Here is a 25,470-nt window from a genome sequence, read left to right as displayed (position 1 = left end):
ATCAGTATGAAATACCGCACAGTCATTGATTTTTAATTAAAATTAATAGCATTTTGTACAAAATCAAAACTATCTTAAATCAATGATGCCTAAATTCGTTTTGTACTTTCAAAGACTCTAAGTCTTATAAAAAGACAGCCAGCTATTAAATAAACCAGACCATTATGTTATTTAAAAAAACAATATTACTGTTATCTATTGCAGGTTGGATCGCAGCTCCATTTGTGAGTAAGGCTCAAACTAGTGATCGTCCTAATATTCTAATTATAATGACCGATCAGCAGACTGCTGATGCTATGAGTATTGCAGGAAATAAAGATTTACATACACCTGCAATGGACAAACTGGCACAAAACGGTGTGCGTTTTACCAGAGCATATTGTGCTCAGCCATTGTGTTCGCCGTCACGCAGTTCAATTATGAGCGGAAAAATGCCTTTTGAAAATGGTTTTATTGGAAATGCTCCTGAGAAAGACGGACAATGGCCGGAAGATTTGCTTATGATGGGGAAAATTTTCCAAAACGGAGGATATAAAACTGGGTACGTAGGGAAATGGCATTTGCCTGTACCTACAGCGAAGAAAAATCAGCATGGTTTTGAATATATTGAAAACACTAATTTTCAAGATTATAATGATGCCGCAACTCCATCATTCTGTGCACGCTTTATCAAAGAAAACAAAGACAAACCATTTTTACTTGTCGCTTCTTTTTTAAATCCGCATGACATTTGTGAGTGGGCGCGCCATGAAGATCTAAAAATGGATGTTCTAGAAAAAGCTCCACCCGCAGCGCAATGTCCGCCCTTGCCCCTTAACTGGAAAATTCCAGATCATGAACCTAAAATTGTGCGTGAACAGCAAAAAGTAAATCCAGGAACCTATCCAAGTGTAAACTGGACAGAAGATCAATGGCGTCAATACCGCTGGGCTTACAACCGTTTAGTAGAAAAAGTAGATGTTTATATCGAAATGGTTCTTGCTTCTTTGAAAAAATACAATATCGAAAAAAATACCATCATCGTTTTTACAGCGGATCATGGTGATGGTTACGCTGGCCACAGCTGGAATCAAAAACAAATATTATACGAAGAATCAGCAAAAATACCTTTCATAATTTCGAAAATAGGCGAATGGTCACCACGAACTGATGAAATGCTGGTTTGTAACGGCATCGATATTATTCCAACCATCTGCGGATTTACCGGGGTACAAAAACCCAATTATTTAAAAGGAATCGATCTTAGCAAAAAAATAGCCAATCCAGCACAAAGCCTGCGCGATACATTGGTTATTGAAACCGATTTTGCCGATAACGAACAGCTTTTAGGAATTAGCGGACGCGCTGTAATTTCTAAAGATTTTAAATATATCGTTTACAATAAAGGCGATTTAAAAGAACAACTATTCAATCTAACCAACGATCCAGGAGAAATTACAAATCTAGCCGTTAATTCAGCCTATAAAAAACAGCTGAATGAAATGCGTCGTTATTTAAAACAATGGTGCAAAGAAAACGGAGATTCTTTTCAATCTGGGTTGTAAACCAAAAACAAGATTATGTTGCATAAAAAAGCATTTATGTTATTACTTTTTGTAATCACATTTCAAATATATAGCCAACAGCCAGCGACAATTAAATTAACAACAGAAACACTGCATGGCAGACTTAGAGAATGGCCTTATCCTGCAAATGGAGTAACCATCAATACAAATGCTCCAGCTTTACTTTGGCCGGGAACAAATGGCGAAAAGAAAATTGTTTTGTCAGGAGATATTGGAGATGATTTTACGATCGATCCAAAAATTCATAATGTGGTTTACAAAGTAATGGTGGCTTCAGATCCTGATTTTAAGCAAAATTTAATCAGCAGTGAAGAACAAGAATGGGCAATGTATCCGCTTCATCAACCTTTGAAATCTGGAAAGTGGTATTGGAAATATGCTTATCGCCAGAAAAGCTCACAAAACTGGGTTTGGTCGCCGGCATACAACTTTGTAGTTAGTTCAGCGGCTGTAAACAATCCAGTTTCACCAGCAGCCACTACGGTTTTACAGCGTGTAAATGGACAACATCCGAGACTTTGGAATATGAATAAAATAGGTAACGAATTTTACTTAAAAAACCTATCTAATCCTGAAGCCAAAAAATTTATAGCTTACGCTGAAAAGTTAATGCTGGAGCCGCTTCCCGAAGAAAAGCCAAGACGTTACATTGATACAACTGGTAAATCTGAACTTCAGAAAAAAATCAATATTGAAGCCATGTATCACGGTTTTGGAGATATGGTGGGCAATCCTGTACGCAATCTCTGTATTGCTTATCAGCTTACAAAAGACAAAAGATTTATTTTGGATGCCAAACGCAGAGCGTTGAATATTGCCAATATGAATCCTGACGGTTTAGCTACTCGCGATGATTTTACGGGAGGAGCAATATTAGAAGCCGTTGCATGGTTTTACGATGCTGGTTATGAATTTCTGAGCTCTGACGAAAAAACATTTTTAAAATCTATTATCAAATTACGCGGTGAGCGAATTTACCGTCATCTTCCGAACCGCTTCGAAATCAATATAAACGACAATCACATTTGGCAGATTACATTACGAAATTTGGCAATAGGCGCCGTAGCAGCCATTGACGAAGTGCCTGAAGCCAATAAATGGCTGACTTATATTTATGAAGTCTGGTCTGCCCGATTCCCTATTTTAAGCAATAATGACGGCGGATGGCATGAAGGCAGCGGCTATTTTAAGGTAAACTTTAGATCGTTTATTTATTTATCTCAATTATTAGGCGATTTGAGCGGTGTAGATTATTTTCAACTTCCTTGGATGCAAAACCTTCCTTATTTTTTACTTTACACACATCCATCTGCGGCTTCATGTATGGCTATGGGTGATATGTGGGAAAAAGAGCCTAATATTGCTAAGATAGACGCTTCGTTTGCTGATGCTCTTACGTATAGAATAAACAACCCTTTTCTTAATACTTATGTAGCAGCAATTAAAAAGGATTATCCTAGCTACTTTACAGGAACAGATGATTTATTGCTTTATCGATTAATAAACTATAAATCAGAACGAAATCTGCCTGAATCGTCATTTAATGAGCTTCCGAAATCACGTTGGTTTAAAGACGTAGGTATAGCTGCTATGCATGAAAATCTATCAGATTCTTCAAAAAATTTAAGCAGTTATTTCTTTAGCTGTCCAATAGGTTCTTCTGGTCACGGTCATGCTTCACAAAATGCATTTACTATTAACTATAAAGGCAAAACAATTTTTGGAAGCACTGGCTATCACAGCAATTTTAGTGATCGTCACAACCTTTTAGATTATCGCACTTCAAGAGCCTATTCGACTATATTGGCAGATAGTCTGGGACAGAAAATTGGCGAAGATGGTTATGGCTGGACACCTCGTTTTATTACAGGAAAACACATTCAATATGTGTTGGGCGATGCCACAAAAGCTTACGGCCCTATTACAAATGAATTTTGGCTGGATCGTTTTCAAAAAATTAATGTCGTACCAAATGAAGCAAATGGATACGGAGAACGAAATATTACACTTTATCGCAGACATTATCTACAGTTAGAAGATGGTTATGTGGTGATTTACGACGAACTCGAAGCTGAAAAGCCTGCAAAATGGACTACCCAATTTCAAGTACCTTATTATACAATCGAATCAAAAGAAACTGCCAGCAGTAAACAGCAGAATTTTACCGTAAAAACAGATGTAGGTTTAGTCAATACAAGCGTTTTTGCCAATACTGATCTTCAAATGCAAGTACATGATAAATTTGCCGAAGCTGCCGTAAACTGGAACAAAGTAACTGGAGCAGACGGGAAAGTTTTCGAATACAAAAATCAGTGGCATGCAGGAATAACTTCAACGCCAAGTAAAAAAATGCGCTTTCTGACCGTCATAAAAATCGATGGTAAAGCTGCAGAAATCATAAAACCTGTCGCGCTAAAAAATGGAAACATTCAGCTGAATTTTGGCAGCTGGGAGTTATCTGCACAATTAAATAATGATGAAGCTCCAATGCTGAATATTAAAAATGAAAAATTAAATTCGGCCTTTAATTACGGTGCTTCTTCTATTAAACTAGGAAAAAAAACGTATCAACATCAAACCAGTGGAAGCTCAATGCTTGTTGAAACTATCAATAACAAACCAATGCTGCAAGAAGTAATCGATGAATTACCAGATGTTGCAAAATATGATTCTAAAACTAAGTAATGAGTACCATGATAAAAAATATAAGTATTTCGATCTTACTAATTCTAAGTGGTAAATTATCTGCGCAGCAACCCGCCGAAATTAAACTCACTGCCGAAAAATTACATTCTAGAGTGCGCGAATGGCCATATCCTGTAAACGGAATAACGGTGCCTACAAATGCTCCTGCCCTGCTTTGGCCTGGAACAAACGGTAAAGAAATGGTGAAACCAATGGAAAGCGGCAGTGCAATTCCTGAAGATCCAAATATTGGAAACGTGCGTTACAAAGTAATGCTGGCAAGTGATAAAAATTTTACTAAAGATTTAATTGCCAGTAAGGAACAACGCTGGGCTGTTTATCCTTTGCATCAAGCTTTAAAATCTGGAAAATGGTATTGGAAATATGCTTATGCCTTAAAAAACAGCAATCAATGGACGTGGTCTCCTACGTATGATTTCGTTATTGATTCAAAATATGCAAATCAAAAAGTTTCACCGCCTGTAAACGAAGTTTTAAAGCGAAATGAAGGAGCACATCCGCTTTTGTGGGATATGCGTACAATTGGCGAGGATTTTTACAAAAACAATCTTGATAATCCTGAGGCTAAAAAGTTTATCGCTTACGCGGAAAAATTAATGCTTGCTCCTCTCCCAACAGAAAAACCACAACGCATAATTGATACAACAGGTAAAAATCCATTAGAAAAAAAGATCATTATCGAGCGAATGTATCATGGGTTTGGTGACGCCGTTGGTACTCCAGTTCGTAATTTATGTATTGCTTATCAGCTTACTAAAGACAAACGTTTCATTTTAGACGCCAAACGCAGAGCTATAAATATTGCCAATATGAATCCTGACGGACTTGCAACTGGTGATGATTTTACAAGCGGTGCAGTACTTGAAGCTTTAGGTTGGTTTTATGATGCAGGATATGATTTCTTATCACCAGATGAAAAAGAGCTTTTTAAAAACATCATTAAACTGAGATCTAAAAGAGTTTACGATCATCTTCCAAATCGTTTTGAATTGCACGTAAGCGACAATCACGTCTGGCAGATTACCATGCGAAATCTTGCTATTGCAACTGTTTCGGTAATAAACGATGTGCCCGAAGCAAAAGAATGGCTTACCTATTTGTATGAAGTATGGTCAGCACGTTTTCCGGTTCTAGGCACGACAGACGGCGGCTGGCATGAAGGAAACGGCTATTTTAGAGTCAACTTTAAATCGATTATTTACCTGTCGCAAATGTTTGGCGATTTTAGCGGAGTCGATTATTTCAAATTACCTTGGATGCAGAATCTGCCTTATTATATGCTTTATACACATCCTAATAAATCGGCTAGTACAGCCATTGGTGATATGTGGGAAAACATTCCATACATTGTAAAGGGAGAAGCTTGGTTTGCAGATGCGCTGACTTATAAAATTGATAATCCTTATTTAAACTGGTATGTTGACGGAATAAAAAAAGAATATCCATCATATTATCACGGTACAGATGATTTCCTGCTTTTCCGTCTTTTAAATTTTAAACCAAACCGAAAATTACCAGTTTCATCTCCTTCAGATTTGCCCAAAACACGCAAATTTGGCGATGTAGGAGTTGTTGCTATGCATGAAGATTTAGCCAACGCTGATAAAACTTTAAGCAGTTATTTATTCAGCAGTCCGTTTGGTTCTTCGGGACACGGGCACGCTTCGCAAAACGCATTTACTATTAACTATAAAGGAAAAGTGATCTTTGGCGGAACTGGTTATTACAGCAATTTCAGCGACAAACACAATCTTTTGCATTATAGATCTACAAAAGCGTATAACACTATTTTAGCCGACAGCTTAAACCAAAAAATCGGTGAAGAAGGTTACGGATGGATTCCGAGAGCAATATCAGGAAAACGCATTCAATATGCTCTAGGAGATGCAAGCAATGCTTACGGCGAAATTAAAAGTGAATTCTGGCTGAACAGATTTGAACAAATTAAAGTTGTACCAAGCAAAGAAAACGGCTATGGAGAATCTGGCGTAACATTGTACAGAAGGCATATGCTGCAATTAGAAGGCGGATATATTGTTTTGTACGACGAACTAGAAGCTAAAAACCCAGTTAAATGGACAACACAGTTTCATTGCCCCTATTACACTATTGAAGGTCAAAATTCAGAAAAATCAAATCAGCAGCAATTTGTCGTAAAAACTGATTTAGGAAATGTTACGGCTAATGTATATGCCGAAAGTCCGTTAAAAATGGCTGTACACAATCTATTTTTTGAAACTGCAGTAAACTGGAATAAAGTTACCGATGATGAAGGTAAAATTAAAAATTTTAAAGACCAATGGCATGCCGGAATTACCTCAGAACCTAAACAAAAATTTAGATTCTTAACTATCATTCAAATCAAAGACAGCAAAACAGAAGTCATTAAAACAGCATCAAACGTTAATGATTTAAAGCATTTACAAGTTGGAGATTGGGAAATTCTAGCACAGTTAGACGGCAAAAAAGCGGCAGCATTACAAGTAATTGGTAAAACCGCAAAATCGGCATTTAGCTTTGGTAATCTCTCTTTAGAATTTGAAGGAAAAAAATATGCTCCAAAAATTGCAGGAAGTTCTCTATTACTAGAAATTTACAATTCTAAAGTAAACAAACAAGAAGTTGTTGACGAATTGCCAGATGCGGCTAAATACGATAAAAATTAAAAGAATAAAGTGTTTTCTTTTTGTTTAAATTAGAGCTTACGTTCTTTTAAACAATCAGCCAAACCAAACAATAAATTATAATTCAAACCTTTATGAAGAAAACGATTCTCCTTTTTACGTTTTTCTACATAACTCTTTTCTCAGTGAAAAGTTATGCGCAGGTACAAGATCGCTATTTCCGAACTATTTCGGTTGATAAAGGCTTGTCGCAAAGTTCTGTTTTTGCTATTCAGCAAGATACTTTAGGTTTCATCTGGATAGGAACACAAGACGGATTAAATCGTTATGACAGTAAAGGTTTTAAAGTGTATCGACCAATAAAAAACACTAAAAATAGTTTACAATCTTATTTCATTCGAAGTTTGTTTACAGATCACAAAGGACGATTATGGGTAGGCGGAAATCAAGGTTTAAGTGTTTATAATTATGATACTGATAATTTTACCAATTACCAGTTTCCAAAAAGTTTGGGCGAATGGTATATCTCCTCTATTACAGAAGACAGCGAACATCGAATTTGGGCAGCATCAATTACAGGCGAGATTTTTGTTCTTTCGCCAAAAGACGAAAAATTCACCAATATTAAATTCAAAGCCTCTTCTCATGAAATAAAAGAGATTGCTTACATCAGTTTTTGGCAGCAGCAGCTTCTTATAGGTACTGATGTTGGTCTTTTTCAATTGAACCTAAAAACACATCAATTAAAAAAACTGAATTTAGGAATTAACAAACCTTACATCAATAGTGTTTTTATTGATAATAAGAACTTATGGATTGCAACAGAAGGTTATGGAGTGATTCTGTACAATGGTCAAAACCGCCAGACTTCTACTCTTACGCACATTTCATCATCAAATAGTATTGCTGATAATAACATTCGTTGTGTGGGTAAAGATACAGAAGGTAATATTTGGTTTGGTACTTTTAGAGGTCTTTCTATTTATAATCAAGTCACCAATTCTTTTACAAATTATTATCATCAAATTTCACAACCGTATACTATTGCACAAAATTCTGTACGATGCTTTTTGAAGGATAAGCAAAACGGAATCTGGCTTGGAACCTACTATGGCGGTATTAATTACTATCATAAAAACGATATAAAGTTTAATATTTTAAGCCAAAACTCGGCTAAACCATCGTTAAACGATGAAGTTATTGGAGTAATCAAACAAGATTCTAAAGGAAATTTTTGGATAGGCACTAATGACAAAGGAATAAACTATTGGAACAAAAATGCTGGTACAATCAGTTATTATTCAAATAGCGAAAACAATCCTAACAGTATTAGTTCTAATAATATTAAAGCCATTGCTTTTGATGATAATGGCAATGTACTTATTGGTACTCATAACGGAGGAATGAATCTTCTTAATCCAAAATCAGGAACGGCACAGCGATTTCGTCATGATGAAAAAAATCCTAACAGTATTGCAGGAGATTTAGTCTACGCTTTACTGAAAGATTCTAAAGGGCGTATTTGGGTGGGCACAAGAACCGGTTTAGACCAATTTCATCCCGAGACCAAAACTTTTACTCACATTCATCTAGACAAAGCAGGAAAACGTTTAACATCAGACGCTGTTACTTTTTTGTTTGAAGACAGTAAAAATCGCATTTGGATAGGAACTACAAACGGAGTTACGCTCTTTTATCCTGATACGCTTTTGTTTGGAAATGTGGGGCACGGAAAACTAAGTGAAGATATTATCAATTGTATAACTGAAGATCAAAAGCATCGAATTTGGATTGGCACTAGAGAGGGCCTGCGTTTGTATGACGAAAATCAAGAATCTTTTATAAGCTTTAAAGCTCGAAAAGACTTTTTTGAAGAAACCATTTACGGCATTGTTCCCGATGATGATGGTAATTTATGGATTTCTACCAATCACGGGCTGATCAAATTTAATCCAGACAGCCGTACGGTTCAAAATTTTGACGAAAGTGACGGACTGCAAAACAAACAGTTTAACGAATATTCGTTCTGTAAAGCACAAGACGGTATGTTACTTTTTGGCGGTATCAAAGGTATTTCGTACTTCTATCCTGCTATGATCAAACAAAAACCACTTCCTTTAAAACTAAGTTTTACAACACTCGAAGTTTTAAACAAAACGGTTGCTGTAAACGATGAAACCAATATTTTAGAACAACATATCGATCAGGTAAAAGAACTTGAAATTGGCTCAGAATACAAGCAGTTCAGTATCTTTTTCAACACCTTCAACTACATTTCATCTAATAGAACTTATTACTATTATAAACTCGACGGCATCGATAAAGACTGGCAGCGCACAGATCAGCTAAAAGTGAGCTACAGCAATTTACCAGCAGGAAAATACAATTTCCAAATCAAAGCCGTTGGTCCAAATGGCGAAATGAGCTCTGTAAGAAGTTTAACCATTGTTATTCTTGCGCCTTGGTACAAAACACTTTGGTTTTCACTGCTTTTATTAACCATTATTGGTATAGCCGTTTATATTGGTTTTAAAATTATTAAAGAACGAATTCAAGCCGAACAACAGTTAAAATTAGAACGAATTGACAAAGAAAGAGTGAGTTATATCAACCAAGTAAAAATGGATTTCTTTACTAATGTTTCGCATGAATTAAGAACGCCATTAACATTGATTCTCGCTCCTTTAGAGGAATTATTAAAAACACCTTTTGCTGACAAAATATCTAAAAAGAAACACGAACTAATGTTTATTAATGCAAAAAGACTGTACAACTTAGTCGACCAGCTTTTTGAGTTCAGAAAAACCGAAATGGGAACGCGACAGCTTAAAGTAGGCAAAGGAGACATTGTTCGTTTTACTCGTGAAATTTATGAGTCATTTAAACCGCTTTCAGAAAAAAACGACATTCATTTTACATTTCATACAAACGAAGAACAGCTTTTATTTTATTTTGATAAAGATGCTATGGAAAAGATTCTGTTCAATCTATTATCCAATGCTTTCAAATACACCAAAACGGGTCAAAGCATCACGTTGGAACTAGTAAAGAAAAATGAAACTGTAGAAATAAAAGTCGCTGACACGGGGGTTGGAATTAGTGAAGACGATTTATCAAAAGTATTCGATCGCTTTTATCAGGTAAACAATCGTGAAATGAATTTGGGCTCTGGTGTTGGTTTGGCTTTTACAAAACGCTTAGTCGAACTACATCACGGAGAAATTTCTGCCGAAAGTACTAAAGAAGTTGGAAGTGTTTTTAAAGTAACAATTCCTGTTTCAGATCAAGTGTATAAAAACGATCAGCATATCGAAGATTCTTTATATGAATTAGATATCGTTACCGATAATGAACTTGATAACGAAAATATTCTTGAAGAAGAAAACGAATTAGCAGAAAGAGATCAGCCTATAAAACTGCTTTTAGTTGATGACAATAAAGAGATTATAGATTATCTGCGAGATTACTTTGGTAAAATTTATGATGTAACAGTCGCTTACAATGGTCAAATGGCACTTGAACTTTTAGAAATTCATCAATTTGATATTATCATAAGCGATGTAATGATGCCAGAACTTGACGGATTGCATTTTTGTAAACGTGTCAAACAAAACATCAATACTTCGCACATTCCATTAGTGCTTTTAACCGCCAGAACCGAAACCAGCCAACAGTTAAAAGGTATAGAAATGGGCGCTGATGATTATATTACAAAACCTTTTTCGACTCCAATATTAGCAGCAAAAATTACAAATCTGCTGCGCTCGCGTAAACGTTTAAAAGAATATTATGCCGTAGGCAAAGAAATGGTTCCTGAAAACATTGCTTTTAATACCCTTGACGAAGATTTTCTTAAACAAGCCATACAAATTGTCGAGGATCATTTAGCCGATTCTGAATTCTCTGTTGATCATTTCAGCAGACAAATTGGTATGAGCCGTTCTAATCTTTATCTAAAACTCAAAGCCATTACAGGCGAATCGGCGATGGATTTCATAAAAAGAATCCGATTTAAAAAGGCAGTAGAATTAATGCAGAGTAAGCGATACACCATTGCACAAATTACCTATATGTGCGGTTTTAACTCTCCATCTTATTTTTCAACCGCATTTAAGCAGCATTATGGCTGTATGCCAAGTGAATATTTAGCCAAACTAGAGCAGCCAAAAGAATAACGAAACAACAATACAAACTAACTAATGCAGACAAAAAACACTTTTTACAATCCTCCGCCTGTTTAATTAAACAGCTGCAAAAACAAAGTTTTTACACAAAGACAGACTCAATAATTTCGAAAATTACGACCTCGGCAAAATGATTTCATTTCTGATCGACAAGTTCTATTTATGCCTTTTTAAATCAAAACAAGAACATAAAAACAAAGAATCATAACTTTAAATAAAACAACATAACAATCTATTAATTAAACTTTTATGAAAATTATAAAATGTATTTTTCTACTTACTTTTATTTTACCCTTTACTTCTACTGGGCAGACAAAAGTAAGTATTACTATTCAAAATAATTCAGCAGTAGACCAAACAGAAACTGTGGTTTCTATAAAATGGAAAGACATCCTTTCCTCCTATCCGCAAATCGATACGGCAAACTTTATTGTAATTAATCCTAGTACAAAAAAGCAGATTCCTTTTCAATTGGAACACAAAGGTTCTGCTGCTATTCAAAATTTATTACTGCAAGTAAATATTAAAGCTAAATCAACATTAAACCTTTCTATTCAAAAAGGAAAACCCGAGACTTTTGCAGCAAAAACATATGCACGCTACGTTCCTGAACGCAAAGATGATTTTGCTTGGGAAAATGATAAAATTGCGTTTCGCGCTTACGGAAAAGCTTTAGAGAAAACAGAAGGTGATGCTTACGGCTTTGATGTTTGGGTAAAACGAACGGATAAATTAGTACTAAACGACCGCTACAAACGCGATGATTACCATATCGACCATGGTGACGGTTTAGATTATTATCACGTAGGCTTTACATTGGGCGCTGGCAATATGGCTCCATTTATCAAAGATACCATTCGTTACTCAGGCAATTATCACCAATGGAAAGTTTTAGACAACGGCCCTTTACGCTCCACTTTTCAACTAAAATATGACGAATGGGACGCTGGCGGCATAAAAATGAGCGCCGTAAAAACCATTTCGCTTGATGCAGGTTCACATTTTAACCGAATCGAAAACGTTTACACATTCAATGACAACAAACCAATTCCCGTTGTTGTAGGAATCATAAAAAGAGAGGAAGCAGGCGTTATTTCTTTAAATGAACAACAAGGTATTATGGGATATTGGGAACCTACTTTCGAAAAAGACGGTACAACAGCTATAGGTTCAATTTTAACAACTCCAACAACAGCAATGTGGAGCACCAAAGAACAAATTCTAGCACAAACCACAGTCAAAAACAACGAACCAATCGTGTACTATACTGGTGCGGCGTGGGATAAAGCAGGTAAAATTACAACTGCAAAACAATGGTTTGATTATTTGAATACTTTTCATCAAAAAATAAACAACCCGCTGATTATATTGGTAAAAAAGAACTAAAAACAGAATTACTATTAACTATAAACAAAAAAGAATGTCAATTAATTTATTTGATTTAACAGGGAAAACAGCATTAATTACAGGTGGTGTTCACGGATTAGGAATGGCAATGGCTAAAGGACTTGGACACGCAGGTGCAAAAATTGTAGTAAACGACCATTCGTCGCAAGAAGCAGTAAACAATGCAATTGCCGAATACAAATCGGAAGGAATTGAAGCCTACGGTTACTTATTTGATGTTACTGATGAAAATGCAGTAATCGAAGCAATTAACAAAATAGAGTCTGAAGTAGGTCCTATCGATATTTTAATAAACAATGCCGGAATTATCAAAAGAACGCCAATTATCGAAATGGAAGTCGCCGATTTTGAAGCTGTGGTAAAGGTTGATTTAACAGGTCCTTTTATTGTTTCTAAAAATGTAGCGAAAGGAATGATTACACGCGGAGGTGGAAAAATCATAAATATGTGTTCAATGATGAGTGAACTTGGCCGAGATTCTGTAAGTGCTTACGCATCAGCAAAAGGCGGATTAAAAATGCTGACTAAAAACATGGCTACGGAATGGGCTAAATTCAATATTCAAACTAACGGAATTGGTCCTGGTTATTTTGCAACAAGCCAAACAGCTCCAATTCGAGTAAACGGACATCCTTTTAACGAATTCATTATGGGGAGAACTCCTGCAGGACGTTGGGGAAATCCAGACGATTTACAAGGCGCAGCAATCTTTTTAAGCTCAAAAGCAAGTGATTTTGTAAACGGTCATATTGTTTATGTAGACGGCGGTATACTAGCAACAATTGGAAAACCATCTAACGAGAATTAGGTCGTAATTAATTTCAAAACATAGCTCGAATAACGTCTTTTAATTATTAGATGTAATTAACATCCTAAAATCAACATTCGTGCGTTAAACTTACACTATTTTATAAAAAATGCTCCGCTGGAGCTTTCTTCGGCAAAGCCTTTTGTTTACAGCATTAGGCTTTGCTTTTTTTACTGTTTCTGAGTATTTTACAGATAAATCTTAAAGAATTAAAAATTTCTTACTAAAAATTTCGTTTTTTAAACGAAATTTGCGCTTTAATATTAAAAAGTTAAAAACAAACCCCAAGTTTAATCAAAACCCTACTAATGAAAAAAACGTATTATTTTTTTCCAGTACTTGTCGTTCTGGCAAGTATCACTTTTGCGTGCAGTGACAAGGAAGACGGCGAAAATTACAAGCCAAATTATCTGCCTAGCATTGACGCTGCAACATTACCAGCAGGAAATCGTGCCTTTACAATGTTTGAAGACGCCGAAAACTCTTCAAAAATGTACGACAATAAAGACCGCTGGTTTAGAGTAAATGAGCCTTTGCAAGTAATTCAAAAAAGCAAAGATTCTGTTCAGGTATCTCTGTATTCACCAGTTGGATTGACTGATGTAAAAATATATGCAAAATTACCTAACTACGAAAAGCGATTTGTTCTTTACAATTTTTCAAAAGTGCCTGCTTTTCACAGATCTTTTCATCAAATTCCGTTAACAGCGGGCAAACATGACTACGAACTTGAAAACGGTAAAACAGTAACAATCGATAAAATCGAAGGATTTTCATCGGGAGCAATCGAGTTTTCTGTAGAATCTACTGATCCTTTATTTCAGAAATTTAAAAAAATAAAGTCTACACACTTAGTACAATTTAGCGCAGCATATCATACTAATGAACTTGGTAAATTTTTACCAATGAATCCAGTTTTAGCAAAAGAAGCTATAACTATGATCATTAATTATTCTTATGCTTTAAGTCATCCTTTGTATTACAGCACTTTTACAAATTTCAACAAATACAAACAAGAACAGGCTGCTACAGCAGGAACTGCAATAAATGGTGCACTTAACTGGCATGGTAATGCAGATGATAAGGATGGGACTTATGACTATTTAACTAAAGAGGAAATAGAAAAAACGTACTGGAATTACCTTGACGGCAGAACGGTAAATATGGCAATGGTTGGCGGTGCAGCAGCTTTAGGCGGCGGTGCATTGGCTTCTCAATGGGAATCTGGTTATGTTACAGGACATTGGTTAGGCGAAATGTCGGTTTGGTCACATGAATACTCGCATCATATTGGCTGGGGACACAGCAGTAACTTGGCAAACAGCGGCGAAGGCGGCGGACAACAGGAAATGCTTACTGATTTTTATAAATACTTGATTTACTTAAACGATCTGCCTTTTACAGATCCCGAAGTCCTAAAAGGATACAGCAAAACAAGTTACCTAACGGGTAAATATAAAAAACCAGAATTTAAGATAAATCCTAAAAACCCATTTTTACTAAAATACAAAGGAGAAGGAAAATGGAACTAACCCGCAAAATCAACATGAATAAACTACCTTTTTTAATACTGCTGCTTTGTTTTATTACCAGCTGCAGCAAAGATTCTGATGGTCCCGAACCAACAAATTACGACTATTACTACCCTACAAACGAAGCTTCGATTACAGCCAAACAAATTGGCGACGGAACTGGAACTATTGATCCTAAAGGAATCACGATTTCAAAAGAGAAATTATATGTTTGCAACGGTAATGTTTTAGAGGTTTTTAATGCTGTGACTTTAGCACATATTAAAACAATTGCAAACTACACAAAAGGAAGCACAACAATTCCGTTTGTTAATTTGACATCTGTTTCTATTGATAATGGAAGAATTTATGTAGGAAGTGTTGAATCGAGACTTTTTGTACTTGACGAAACTACTACTCTTGGAATTAACACGGTTGGAAACGGGCAATGGTGGCAGACTTTTGTACACGTTTTTGGCGTTGTTGCAAAGGACGGATTGGTGTTTGTAAAGGAAAAAGAAAAATCTATTAAAGTTTTTGAAGCTTCACAAATTACTGAAACCAGCGACTGGAATCTAAAACCATTTGCTAAACTAAATACTTTAAGCGGTTTCGATCAGGTGTATTCTATGGATGTAACCGATGGAAATTTAGTAGTGGCAGGAAGAGACGCTAAAAGCTATTTGTATTATAATTTAGCAGGGATTCGTGCCAATGCAGCTGCTTCACTAACCACTCCATTAGAACCCGTAAAAGCTCCTTTTGAAGAAGTAAAACCAATTTCGGTAGTATTTAGTAAAGATTGGGCGATAACGTCAGAAAACGCAGGAAACACTTCTTATTTACGCCTTTATCCAAAAGATGAGTTTAACAATAGAACATACAAACCAAGAGTAAATGCCTCTGATATTATGGGACAAAATCCTTTTGGCACTATTGTAAGTACTGCACTTCTTAATGATCGCATTTTTTTATCTGATAATACAAATAAAACAATTCGAGTTGTTAAGCTTAATAAATCAACAATTGCAGAGCAAAAGTAAAATTTTCCTCTGCCCGTTTCTGATTACTTATTAAACACATAGAAACATAGATTTTATAAACAGCAAAGAATACAAAAAAGAAATACATTTCTCTCACATAACAGTTTATGTGTTTTCAAACAAGTGAAACGCCTTTTTTAGAAGCAGTAAAACTATGTTCCTATGTGTTTAAAAATTATGCGCAAAGCTTTTTAAACAATTCAATCACAATCAAAAACACCTCTAAAACTTTGGGCTTTAGAGGTGTTTTTGTTTTATGCCAAATCGCTTTTATCGTTCTTCTTTAATCAAATACATTATTAAGGCTGACAATAAACATATTATAGAAATGACTAAGAACAAAAACTTCGTATTTCCTGTTGTTTCAATAATATACCCAAGCAAAGGCTCGCCTAAAGCCGCAAAAAGATAACCGCACATATTCATGGTTCCAATTGCAGTTCCTGTTCGCTCCCGCCCCATTATCTGCGGACATAAAGCCCAAAAGTTAGCTTGAGGTCCGTAAACAAAAAAGCCGCAGGCAATCAAAAGAAATCCTATTACAACTAGATTTGCATTATGCATAAAGAACAATAGAAACGAAAGCCCGCAGCAAACCAGCATTCCCATAAATATAGATTTATAATTGCTTTTAAAAAGCGTTGTTGACAACTGTCCAAAACTAAAAGCACCAAAAGCCATGCCCAGCGGAAGCAAAAAGGTAACCCAAATTAACGAAGGATCTTCTTTCCAGTTATCTCCTAAAAAATGTACAGGAACCCAAAATATCAATCCGTAGCGCGCCATACTTTCCAACCCAAATGACAGGCAGACTAATCTAAACTTTTTATGTCCCAGAACTTCACTGTAACTCTTTTTTACTGCTGTAAAATCAAAACCTTTTGACTTTCTTTCTACAGGAACCGGCGATGCTTTTATAAAAACTAAAAATACGGTGGCCGATACAAAAAGTAATAAAACCGGCAGTCTAAACAACATTCGCCAGTCTAAATGCAGTGAAGTGATATAAATTGAAATACCAAAAGTCACTGCCGATGAAAATCCCGCAGCCATGGTATACAAACCAAAGGCTTTGTTCTGCTCTTCGGTTTTAAACCAATTGGCAATTATTTTTCCTCCAGGAGCCCAAGCCATCGATTGAAAGTAGCCGTTTAAGAACCATAAAACTAAAATAATATAAGGCGAATGGGTAAAACTAATTCCTAAGTTGCAGGCAATAGACAAATAAGCACCTATAGGCACCAGGTATCTTGGATTAAAACGATCGGCAAGATTTCCGTTGATAAACTGTCCCAGCGAATAGCCTATCAGCATGGCGAAACTTATCCATCCGATAAAAGTATATGAAATTCCTAAATCTTCGCGCATTGCTTTTGTTGCCCAGCCAAAGTTATGTCTGCCTGTATAAAAAAACAGGTAACAAAACATGGTGATAAAAAGCATTTGGTATTTTTTTGAGATTTTACTAATCATTAAATTGTTATTAAAACCCTGTATGGTCTATGTTTAATTGCATATTGAAATGCTTCTAGGGTTTCTTGCAATGGAAATTCTTTTTCGATGAAAGTACCAAAAGGATAATCTGAAAAATGATCTTCAAAAAATGAAACGGCATTAATAAAATCTTCATAATTATAATTATGCATTCCTTTTATGCTTAATAATTTACGAATCATTACCTCAGCATTAACTTCAATACTTTCTGTTGGAGTTACGGCGCCTATCCAAATGTGTTCTGCTCCTACTGCGCTAAACTGCAAACCAGTTTTTATGGCTGCAATAGAACCGCTCATATCAATAACAACATCAAAACCTTTTTTATAAAATCCTGATGTTATTTGAGCAAGTTCTTCAATTGGATTTGCGCTGTTATAAATATAATCAGCACCAAACGATTTACTTTTCTCTAATCGCCTGTCATCAATATCAATTACCGTAACAGATGATGCTTTTTTCTGTTTTGCAATCGCTGCAGCAATTAAACCTAAAACTCCTGCTCCAAGAATTAGAACATTTTTGCTCTCAATTTGACTAATTAATCGATAAGCTGCCATTGCTGTAGCTCCGGCACAATTAATAATTGGTGCAAATTTTTCATCTATAGACGAAGGCAGTTTCAAAATCCCTGTTCCTTTTTTTAATACACAATGCGTTCCTAATCCGCCGTTGAATTTCTCGTTTTCGGTAAACTGAACATGTCCGTATTTAAATAAACCGGCAGATTTTTGAGGCATTTTATCTTTTACAAACTCATCTGTATCTGTTGCAGCAAAAATGGTCCAGGTAATAAGATCACCTTCTTTTAATATATTTCCATTTAAATCATAAAAAGGCTCGCTTTGCGATAGTTCTAGAATTTCTCCCACAATCTCATGTCCTAAAACAATTGGCGATGGTTCTTTTCGTCTTCCTGTAAAAGTATGCAGGTCGCTGCCGCACAAAGTCGTGTATTTGTTTTTTACTAAAATCTCGCCTGTCTGCAATGCTGGCAAAGTCGTATATTCGGGAAGAATACTGCCGTTTTTTTCATTAAACAGCATAACACATGAACTACACATTTTTCTTTAAGTTGTTTAAGTTATCAATTGTAAAATCAGGACCTTGCCTTTCGTCACCATCTCGCAGCAGTATATCGGAATTGAATTTATAACTGATGTTGATTTGCTTTTTACTCACTTTCAAAATAAAATAACCGTGAGCTGCAATATCATTGTAAATCATATGCGGATTAAGCTTGTATAAAAGTTTACTTTTTTTGGCAATTTGCTCGCTGGTTAAGCGATCATCATTTTTAGAAGTTATCGACGGCGTTAAAAACTCCCACGCAATACGTTTGTTATTGGCCGAATCTGGCGCATTTAATTCTAAAACATGACTTTGATGATGATCTCCTGTTAAAATAATCGGCGGGTTTTTCAAGCTCTCAAAAACTTCGATCAGCTGTTCTCTTTGGTAAGGATAACCAGTCCACCAATCCTCTTCTTTTACCGTTTCTATTTTTTTGCTTTTATAGCCCGTAAACATGACCTGATTTACAAGAAAATTCCATCTTGCATCACTATTTTTCAATTCATCTGACAAATGATCGAACTGTTTCTTGGAAATCATTTTTCGTTGCGGATTAAATTTTTCTGGATCGCTGCTTAATAACTGTTTATCTCTGCCGTCTAATCGTTCTTCCAAGAAAAAGAAATTAGCCTCCTTTCCTATTTTGATCGAACGAATCATTTCGCTTGTCGATTTAGCCCTTACAGGCATCCATTCAAAATAAGCCTGTACAGCGGCGGCACTTCTGTCAGTCCAATTTCCTTCATTGTTCTGGTGATTTTTTGCTCCGCCGAAATACGCATTATTAGCCAGTTCGTGATCGTCCCAAATACAGATAAAGGATTTTGTGCGATGTGCTTTTTGAAGCTCTTTATCTTTACGATAAAGAGCGTATCTTTTTCTATAATCAGCTAATGAAATAAGTTCATGAAGCGGGTCGTTTAAGCGATTGCTTTCTTCAAGAAAAGCTTTATTCGCATATTGTCCTGTTCCGTATTCATAGATATAATCACCTAAATGAAATACATAATCAATGGCTTTATTATCGGCAATATGACGGAATGAGGTAAAATAACCGTCTTCGTAATTGTTGCAGCTTACAACTGCTATTTGAAGCGGTTTTAAAAGCGAATCAGGCAATGTTTTACAAACTCCAATATCAGAAGTCGTTTCGTTATAAATAAACCTGTAAAAGTAAACCTGATTACTTTCTAGATTCGTTGCATCAATCTTAACCGTATAATCGCGGTCTTGTGATGTTGTTACGAAACCTTTTTTAACTATGTTTTTGAAAGCATCATCATTTGCGATCTGCCATTCGACATTGCAAATTCCTGAAAATTCTGTAGTAATACGTGTCCATAATATCACTGCATCGTTTGTAGGATCTCCAGAAGCCACTCCATGCATAAAATACGCATTGTTATTTGTGGCAAATAATGAAAATACTTTTACAGGAAACAACAGCGGAATCATTCCGAGCATTGACCTTTTTACAAAACCTCTTCTGTTCATCTTATCTTTATAAAAAACACAATAGTACTACTTGAATGTTACCTTTATGTTTAGAAATTATTAAAATCTATAGCTTGCTCCAATTTTACCGCGAATGCCGTAATACTCCACCTGCTCTGGTCTTGACACTACACCATGATAATAACGTAACTCTTGATTGTTAAGGTTGTTAAGATCGATGAAGAATGTAATATTCTTAGGCGTTGTATAAGAAAGGTTCATATCTAAATGAAAATCTTTATCCTGATATCTGTCAGCTCCTTTATTATCACGGATTTCTACTAAAAAGGCTTCACGGTAATTTGCCGCCAATCGTGCTGCAAAACCTTTGTATTCGTAAATAAGCGATGCATTAAAGATGTTTGGCGATTGATTCATTAAACCAATTTTTTCGTCGCCTCGATCTGACAATGTGGTTTCGGATTTTGTAAACGTGTAATTTGCTTTTAGACTAAAATTGCTTAAAAACCCAGGTAATTCTTTAAATTTCTTATTGAAACCCACCTCAACTCCGTATAAAAATGCATTATCAGAATTTAATGGTCTTGAAACTTTATACAAATCTTCGGCTCCGCCAACAGTTCTTATTTCGTCAGTTGTCGATGTATAAATTAAATCTTTAAGATCTTTGTAGAAAACACTTCCCGTCACATAATCGTTTTTGTTTAAATAATAAGAACCTACTACATCATAATTCCATGAAAATGTTGGTTTTAAATTGATGTTTCCTTCTACAACTGTATGATTATCGGGATTTACTCTATTACTCGGACTCAATTCGTTAAAAGCCGGACGGGCAAAAGTTCTGGTAACTGCCGCTCTTAAATCCAATTTCTTTGATGGTTTGTAAATCAGATGCGTCATTGGTAAAAATGCACCATAATTTTTACTTCCGTATATTGGTGTAACTACTTTGGTTTTATCGTTAAACTCATAACTTTTTGCATCTACAGCTGTGTTTTCATATCGAATTCCACCCACAAAACGAAAATCTTCGTTAATATTCCATTCTGCAGATCCGTAACCTGCCCAAACTTTTTCAGTAGCATCATAATTACCTGTTGCATAACTGGAGTTGGTTACATCCTGATAGTTATACTTTAAGTTCTTGGCAATCGCAGGATTTCCCATTGGGTCAATAAAAGAGCTCTCTGTTGGATAATTAAATTTTAAATTATCATAATTATTATTCAATTCTGGAAACCAATTATTACTTGGAAATGCTTCTCTTTCCCATTGATTTAAATAGGCTTTTGGCGCTTTTGTATCGTAAATCCAAGTAATATAACGGTAGTCGTATGTACTGGTTTTGTTTCTAAATTTTCCACCAAACTTTATTTTCAAATTTTCTTTTGCAGTATAATTAAAATCAGCGGCAGCTACTTGATCTTTCTCTTCGACATTACGAATTGAAGTTACATATCTGTCCAAATAATATTTTTCTGGATCATATGGTGCCGAAAAGTGCGGCTGAATATTGTTGGATGGATCACCCACATAACCAGCAGGTCCGTCGCCTTGCAAAAACTTATAATTTGTACCGTCGACTTTCACCAAATTGTCATATTTTACAGTTTGTATCCAGTTTCCATAATAATAACCTCTATCATTTTTTGTTGCTGATGATGGACCATTGTAACCTGCCCATGAAGTATACGCCGCAACTTTGGCGTTCATCTTCAACTTGTCTGATATTTTACTTTCGTATCCAAATTCACCTCCGTAATTTTTAAACAAATAATCTACGGTGCTCCATCGCAATACGGCATTACTTGTCGTTTTATTAAAGTAGTGCATTGTTTTTCTGTTTTGCTCTTCGTCTAGAAATTGACTGTAGTAACCACGTGCATAAATTTTGTTTCGGCTGTTAAAACGAAAATCTGTTGCGACATTAAATCCAGTATTGGTTCTCACTCCCTGATAATTTCTAACATCAAGCGTATTTACATTGTGCAATGCATTACCATAAACAACCTCATAATCATCTGTAGAATAAGTACGTCGATTATAATTGGTCATGGCCAGAAAGCCGAATTTCTTCTTAAAAAATCGGTTACCATATAATACTGTACTATTATACCCCACTTTATCATCCGCACGAAGATTAACAGGAATAGCAACAGTCGCACGAAAAGTTTCTTTTTTAGGAGAAAACTTCGGGATATAATTAATCGTTCCTCCAATAGCATCTCCCTCATATTCTGGCGTAATTGCTTTTACAACCTGAATATATTCCAGAAATTCTGTTGGTAGTAAATCCATTGGCACAGTACGATTACCAAGCAAATCTCCTGAGGTTTTTGCAGATGGCATTCGATCCCCATTAATTGTTGCCGAACTCCATTGCGACGGCGTTCCTCTTACGGTTACGTATCTTCCTTCTCCCTGATCTCTGTCTATACTCACGCCCGGAATTCTTTGTACGGCCTCAGCTGCACTAATATCTGGCATTTTACCCATTGCATCTGCACTAACAACATCCATAATAGCATTTGAACTTTGGCGCATATCCATCGCTTTTCTTTCTCCGCTGCTATAATATTCTAAAACTACTTCATCCAGTTTTTCTTCTCTACCAGCGAGAACAATAGTTCCTAAATCAATATTTTTTGTTGAAACGTTTACTGCAATTTTTTTTGAAGTATAGTTTTCACTTGAAATTTCTAAATGATATTGCCCTGCTTTAAGTTTAAAAGAGAAATTACCATTTTGGTCTGTGTCTATAGTTCTAGATTGCTCTATAACTAAAATCGAAGCCGGGTGTAAAGGTCCGGATTCACTACTGATTTTACCTTTAACTTCTTGTGCATACGAAGTTGTTAAGAATAATGCAGCTGCAATGTACAGTAAAGCCTTCATGAGTTTATTAATTAAAGTTTGTTTTTTAATTCTGATAAATCGTCAATAATATAATGGTGGAAGTGATGCTCTAATTCTTCTCGGCTGTATGCTCCGGTGGTCACTCCGACTACTAATCCGCATTTTGCATTTTCACCTTGTTGTAAATCTGACATTGTATCGCCGACTTTTCCAACTAATGAAGCGTCTGCGATATTAAAGTGCTCCATAGCCCTAAAAATCATATCTGGATAAGGACGTCCATGCTCAACCTCATCAGAAGTAATACTGAAATCGAAATCAATGCCTTGTTTCCAGTTTAGTTTTTCGAAAATAGCATCTGCAATCGGACGAGAAAATCCTGTATCGAAAGCTACTTTTATCCCATTTTTTCTTAAATACTGAATAGTTTCATGAGCATTAGAAGTTGCTTTTACATCGTTGCTCTGCTCATAAAAAGCAATCATTTTTGCTACAAAAACTTGATGGATTTTATTTATTAACTCAGGTCTTTTCTCTTCCAATAAAATCGAAATCGCTACTGGTTTTTCATAACCCATTACTACATTAATCTGATCAAGAGAAAAATCATAACCAAATTCCTTTAAAACGGTTTGCAATGTTAAGCCAACTTTATTTTCATCATGGACAGTAGTGCCAGCCATATCAAATACAATTAATTCCATATTTTTGTCTATTTTTACAGTGCAATATTACTATACAAATGTTTACTATATGTAAACAAATTGTGAAGTAATGTTTATTATAAATAAACTTTTGTATACAAATACTAAACATGGAAGGAGCTATTTTACTTGAAATCAGTAAGAGAATAAAACAATACCGAATCGAAAAAGGCTTTACTGTACAGGAACTTGCAGATTTAAGTGACGTAAGCAAAGGCATGATTTCTCAGATTGAGAACGGAAGAAGCATTCCTTCATTAACAGTTTTACTCAGCGTCGTTTCTGCTCTGCAGATTAATTTAAGTGAGTTTTTTAAGGATATGACTCAGGAAGATGAAATGGTGCTTATAAAAAGAAAAGACGAATACGACCTGTTTCAAAAGGAAGGATCAAATGGTTTTTCGTACGAGCGTTTTTTAACCCGCACCATAAAAAATTCTACTATTGATATTGTTTTCTTAACTCTTGAGCCTAATAGTTACAGGGATCAGGTAAGTACTGATGCTTTTGAATATAAATACATTATATCTGGCGAAGTTGATTATTTGATAGCAAATGAAACCTACACTTTAAAAGAAGGCGATTCGTTATTTTTTGATGGAAGATTGAAACACGTGCCAATCAACAAAAGCAAAAAACCTGTAAAGATGCTAATTGTATATTTTTTCGATAATTAAAAAACTGCTTTTTTAGCTGACAATAAAAAATCCCAAGTATCAATAAGTTGATACTTGGGATTTTCTTTTTTCTAAAATCTGAAACTATTACTTCAAAGAAGCCATATCAATTACAAAACGGTATCTTACATCGCTTTTCAGCATTCTTTCGTAAGCTTCGTTGATTTCCTGCATTTTAATAATTTCAATTTCTGAAACGATATTATGTTTTCCGCAAAAATCCAACATCTCTTGTGTTTCGGCAATTCCGCCAATTACAGAACCTGCAACAGATTTTCTGCCTAAAATCATTGGCACAGTATTTAAAATAGGTTCTAAACCTCCTAAATACCCCACTAAAACTAAAGTTCCGTTGATACTTAACGTAGCAACATAAGGATTTACATCATGAACATAAGGAACAGTATCAATAATTAAATCAAATTTTCCGCTTACTGCATTCATCTGATTATTATCTGTTGAAATTACTACAGCATCTGCCCCCAGTTCTAAAGCGTCTTTTTCTTTGTCTGGAGTTCTAGAGAACAAGGTAACTTCGGCACCAAGACCTTTTGCCAGTTTAATAGCCATATGTCCAAGTCCGCCCAAACCAACTACTGCTACTTTGCTTCCTTTGCCAACATTCCAGTGTTTTAATGGTGACCAAGTTGTAATTCCTGCGCAAAGTAATGGTGCAACAGCCGCTAAGTTTAAGTTTGCAGGCACTTTTAAAACAAAATGTTCATCAACAACTACTTTTTGAGAATAACCTCCATATGTATGTCCGCCTAAATGAACATCTCGGCCATTGTAAGTTCCTGTAAAACCATTTAAGCAATACTGTTCTAGGTCATTTTTACAACTATCACAGGTATGACAAGAATCTACCAAACACCCTACTCCTGCTAAATCGCCTACTTTAAGTTTCGTTACTTCGCTTCCTACCTTAGTTACTCTTCCCACAATTTCATGACCAGGAACAGCTGGATATTGTGTTCCTCCCCAATCGTTTCTTGCAGTATGTAAATCTGAATGACAGACACCACAATACAAAATTTCTATTTCAATATCTTTTGCCAAAACTTCTCTGCGCGCGATTGTCATTTCTTCTAATGATGCATCGGCTGCAATGGTTCCAAATGCTTTTGCGTTAATTGTGTTCATACTTTATATATTAAATTATAGTGTAAAATTAAAAACCCTCTCTCTTTAAAAATAACAGAAAAGAAACATTTACTTATGAAATTCAAACAATTCTAAACTTTATAAAGATAACTAATTGGATTGTTTTTTCATAACCAAAAAATAACTTAACCACTAACAATCAATACTTTAAAAACAAAAACATCAGCTAGCATCGATTTTATACTGATAATTATA

The 25,470-nt window shown here is 35.4% G+C and carries 15 protein-coding genes; 9 read left to right on the top strand and 6 right to left on the bottom strand.

The features are described from left to right. The first annotated feature begins 164 nt into the window (after positions 1–164). The 8 genes from ACHRVL_RS14120 (at position 165) to ACHRVL_RS14085 (ending at position 15,848) form a co-directional block, all read left to right on the top strand. Positions 165–1,544 carry a sulfatase gene (locus tag ACHRVL_RS14120; protein WP_395413815.1) on the top strand — a complete coding sequence of 460 codons (1,380 nt, stop codon included), beginning with the start codon at positions 165–167 and terminating at the stop codon, positions 1,542–1,544. Between the two features lie 36 nt (positions 1,545–1,580). Beyond that, positions 1,581–4,250: a DUF4962 domain-containing protein gene (locus ACHRVL_RS14115; RefSeq protein WP_395413813.1), complete on the top strand. Its 2,670-nt coding sequence runs from the start codon at positions 1,581–1,583 to the stop codon at positions 4,248–4,250. Next, on the top strand, positions 4,250–6,937 hold the full coding sequence (locus ACHRVL_RS14110; RefSeq protein WP_395413811.1) for a DUF4962 domain-containing protein: 2,688 nt from the start codon (positions 4,250–4,252) through the stop codon (positions 6,935–6,937). Before ACHRVL_RS14115 ends, ACHRVL_RS14110 begins: the two co-directional genes overlap by 1 nt. 92 nt (positions 6,938–7,029) lie before the next feature. Further along, entirely contained in the window at positions 7,030–11,070 is a 4,041-nt protein-coding gene (locus tag ACHRVL_RS14105) for a two-component regulator propeller domain-containing protein (protein ID WP_395413809.1), read from the top strand. Positions 11,071–11,328: 258 nt separating this feature from the next. Continuing rightward, on the top strand, positions 11,329–12,465 hold the full coding sequence (locus tag ACHRVL_RS14100; protein WP_395413808.1) for a DUF4861 family protein: 1,137 nt from the start codon (positions 11,329–11,331) through the stop codon (positions 12,463–12,465). A 34-nt stretch (positions 12,466–12,499) separates the two neighbouring features. After that, the gene (locus tag ACHRVL_RS14095) at positions 12,500–13,294 is read left to right on the top strand and encodes a gluconate 5-dehydrogenase (protein WP_395413806.1); all 795 of its coding nucleotides are present in this window, start codon (positions 12,500–12,502) and stop codon (positions 13,292–13,294) included. 308 nt (positions 13,295–13,602) lie between these two features. Then, complete coding sequence (locus tag ACHRVL_RS14090; RefSeq protein WP_395413803.1) at positions 13,603–14,826, top strand: hypothetical protein; 1,224 nt, start codon at positions 13,603–13,605, stop codon at positions 14,824–14,826. Beyond that, positions 14,817–15,848, top strand: a complete 1,032-nt coding sequence (locus ACHRVL_RS14085; protein ID WP_395413801.1) for a hypothetical protein — start codon at positions 14,817–14,819, stop codon at positions 15,846–15,848. Before ACHRVL_RS14090 ends, ACHRVL_RS14085 begins: the two co-directional genes overlap by 10 nt. 270 nt (positions 15,849–16,118) lie before the next feature. Here ACHRVL_RS14085 and ACHRVL_RS14080 read toward each other — a convergent pair whose 3' ends face one another. The 5 genes from ACHRVL_RS14080 to ACHRVL_RS14060 are packed head-to-tail and all read right to left on the bottom strand — an operon-like array spanning position 16,119 to position 23,434. Then, positions 16,119–17,291, bottom strand: coding sequence for an MFS transporter (locus ACHRVL_RS14080; protein ID WP_395413800.1), 1,173 nt, complete (start codon positions 17,289–17,291; stop codon positions 16,119–16,121). Positions 17,292–17,320: 29 nt separating this feature from the next. Further along, positions 17,321–18,406, bottom strand: a complete 1,086-nt coding sequence (locus ACHRVL_RS14075) for a zinc-binding dehydrogenase (protein WP_395413797.1) — start codon at positions 18,404–18,406, stop codon at positions 17,321–17,323. Beyond that, positions 18,399–19,910 carry an alkaline phosphatase D family protein gene (locus ACHRVL_RS14070; RefSeq protein ID WP_395413796.1) on the bottom strand — a complete coding sequence of 504 codons (1,512 nt, stop codon included), beginning with the start codon at positions 19,908–19,910 and terminating at the stop codon, positions 18,399–18,401. The genes ACHRVL_RS14075 and ACHRVL_RS14070 overlap by 8 nt, the downstream gene beginning before the upstream one ends. 60 nt (positions 19,911–19,970) lie before the next feature. Next, entirely contained in the window at positions 19,971–22,769 is a 2,799-nt protein-coding gene (locus ACHRVL_RS14065; protein ID WP_395413794.1) for a TonB-dependent receptor, read from the bottom strand. A gap of 11 nt (positions 22,770–22,780) precedes the next feature. Beyond that, positions 22,781–23,434, bottom strand: coding sequence for an HAD hydrolase-like protein (locus ACHRVL_RS14060; protein WP_395413791.1), 654 nt, complete (start codon positions 23,432–23,434; stop codon positions 22,781–22,783). A 110-nt stretch (positions 23,435–23,544) separates the two neighbouring features. Between ACHRVL_RS14060 and ACHRVL_RS14055 the strand changes: the two genes are divergently transcribed. Next, the gene (locus tag ACHRVL_RS14055; RefSeq protein WP_089055530.1) at positions 23,545–24,111 is read left to right on the top strand and encodes a helix-turn-helix domain-containing protein; all 567 of its coding nucleotides are present in this window, start codon (positions 23,545–23,547) and stop codon (positions 24,109–24,111) included. Positions 24,112–24,198: 87 nt separating this feature from the next. On the opposite strand, the gene ACHRVL_RS14050 is transcribed toward ACHRVL_RS14055, so the two are convergent. Beyond that, positions 24,199–25,254 carry an NAD(P)-dependent alcohol dehydrogenase gene (locus ACHRVL_RS14050; RefSeq protein WP_395413789.1) on the bottom strand — a complete coding sequence of 352 codons (1,056 nt, stop codon included), beginning with the start codon at positions 25,252–25,254 and terminating at the stop codon, positions 24,199–24,201. Positions 25,255–25,470: the final 216 nt, after the last annotated feature.

This window comes from Flavobacterium sp. FlaQc-28 (assembly GCF_044007415.1).
Lineage (GTDB): Bacteria > Bacteroidota > Bacteroidia > Flavobacteriales > Flavobacteriaceae > Flavobacterium.
This window is presented reverse-complemented; position numbering and strand designations above follow the sequence as displayed.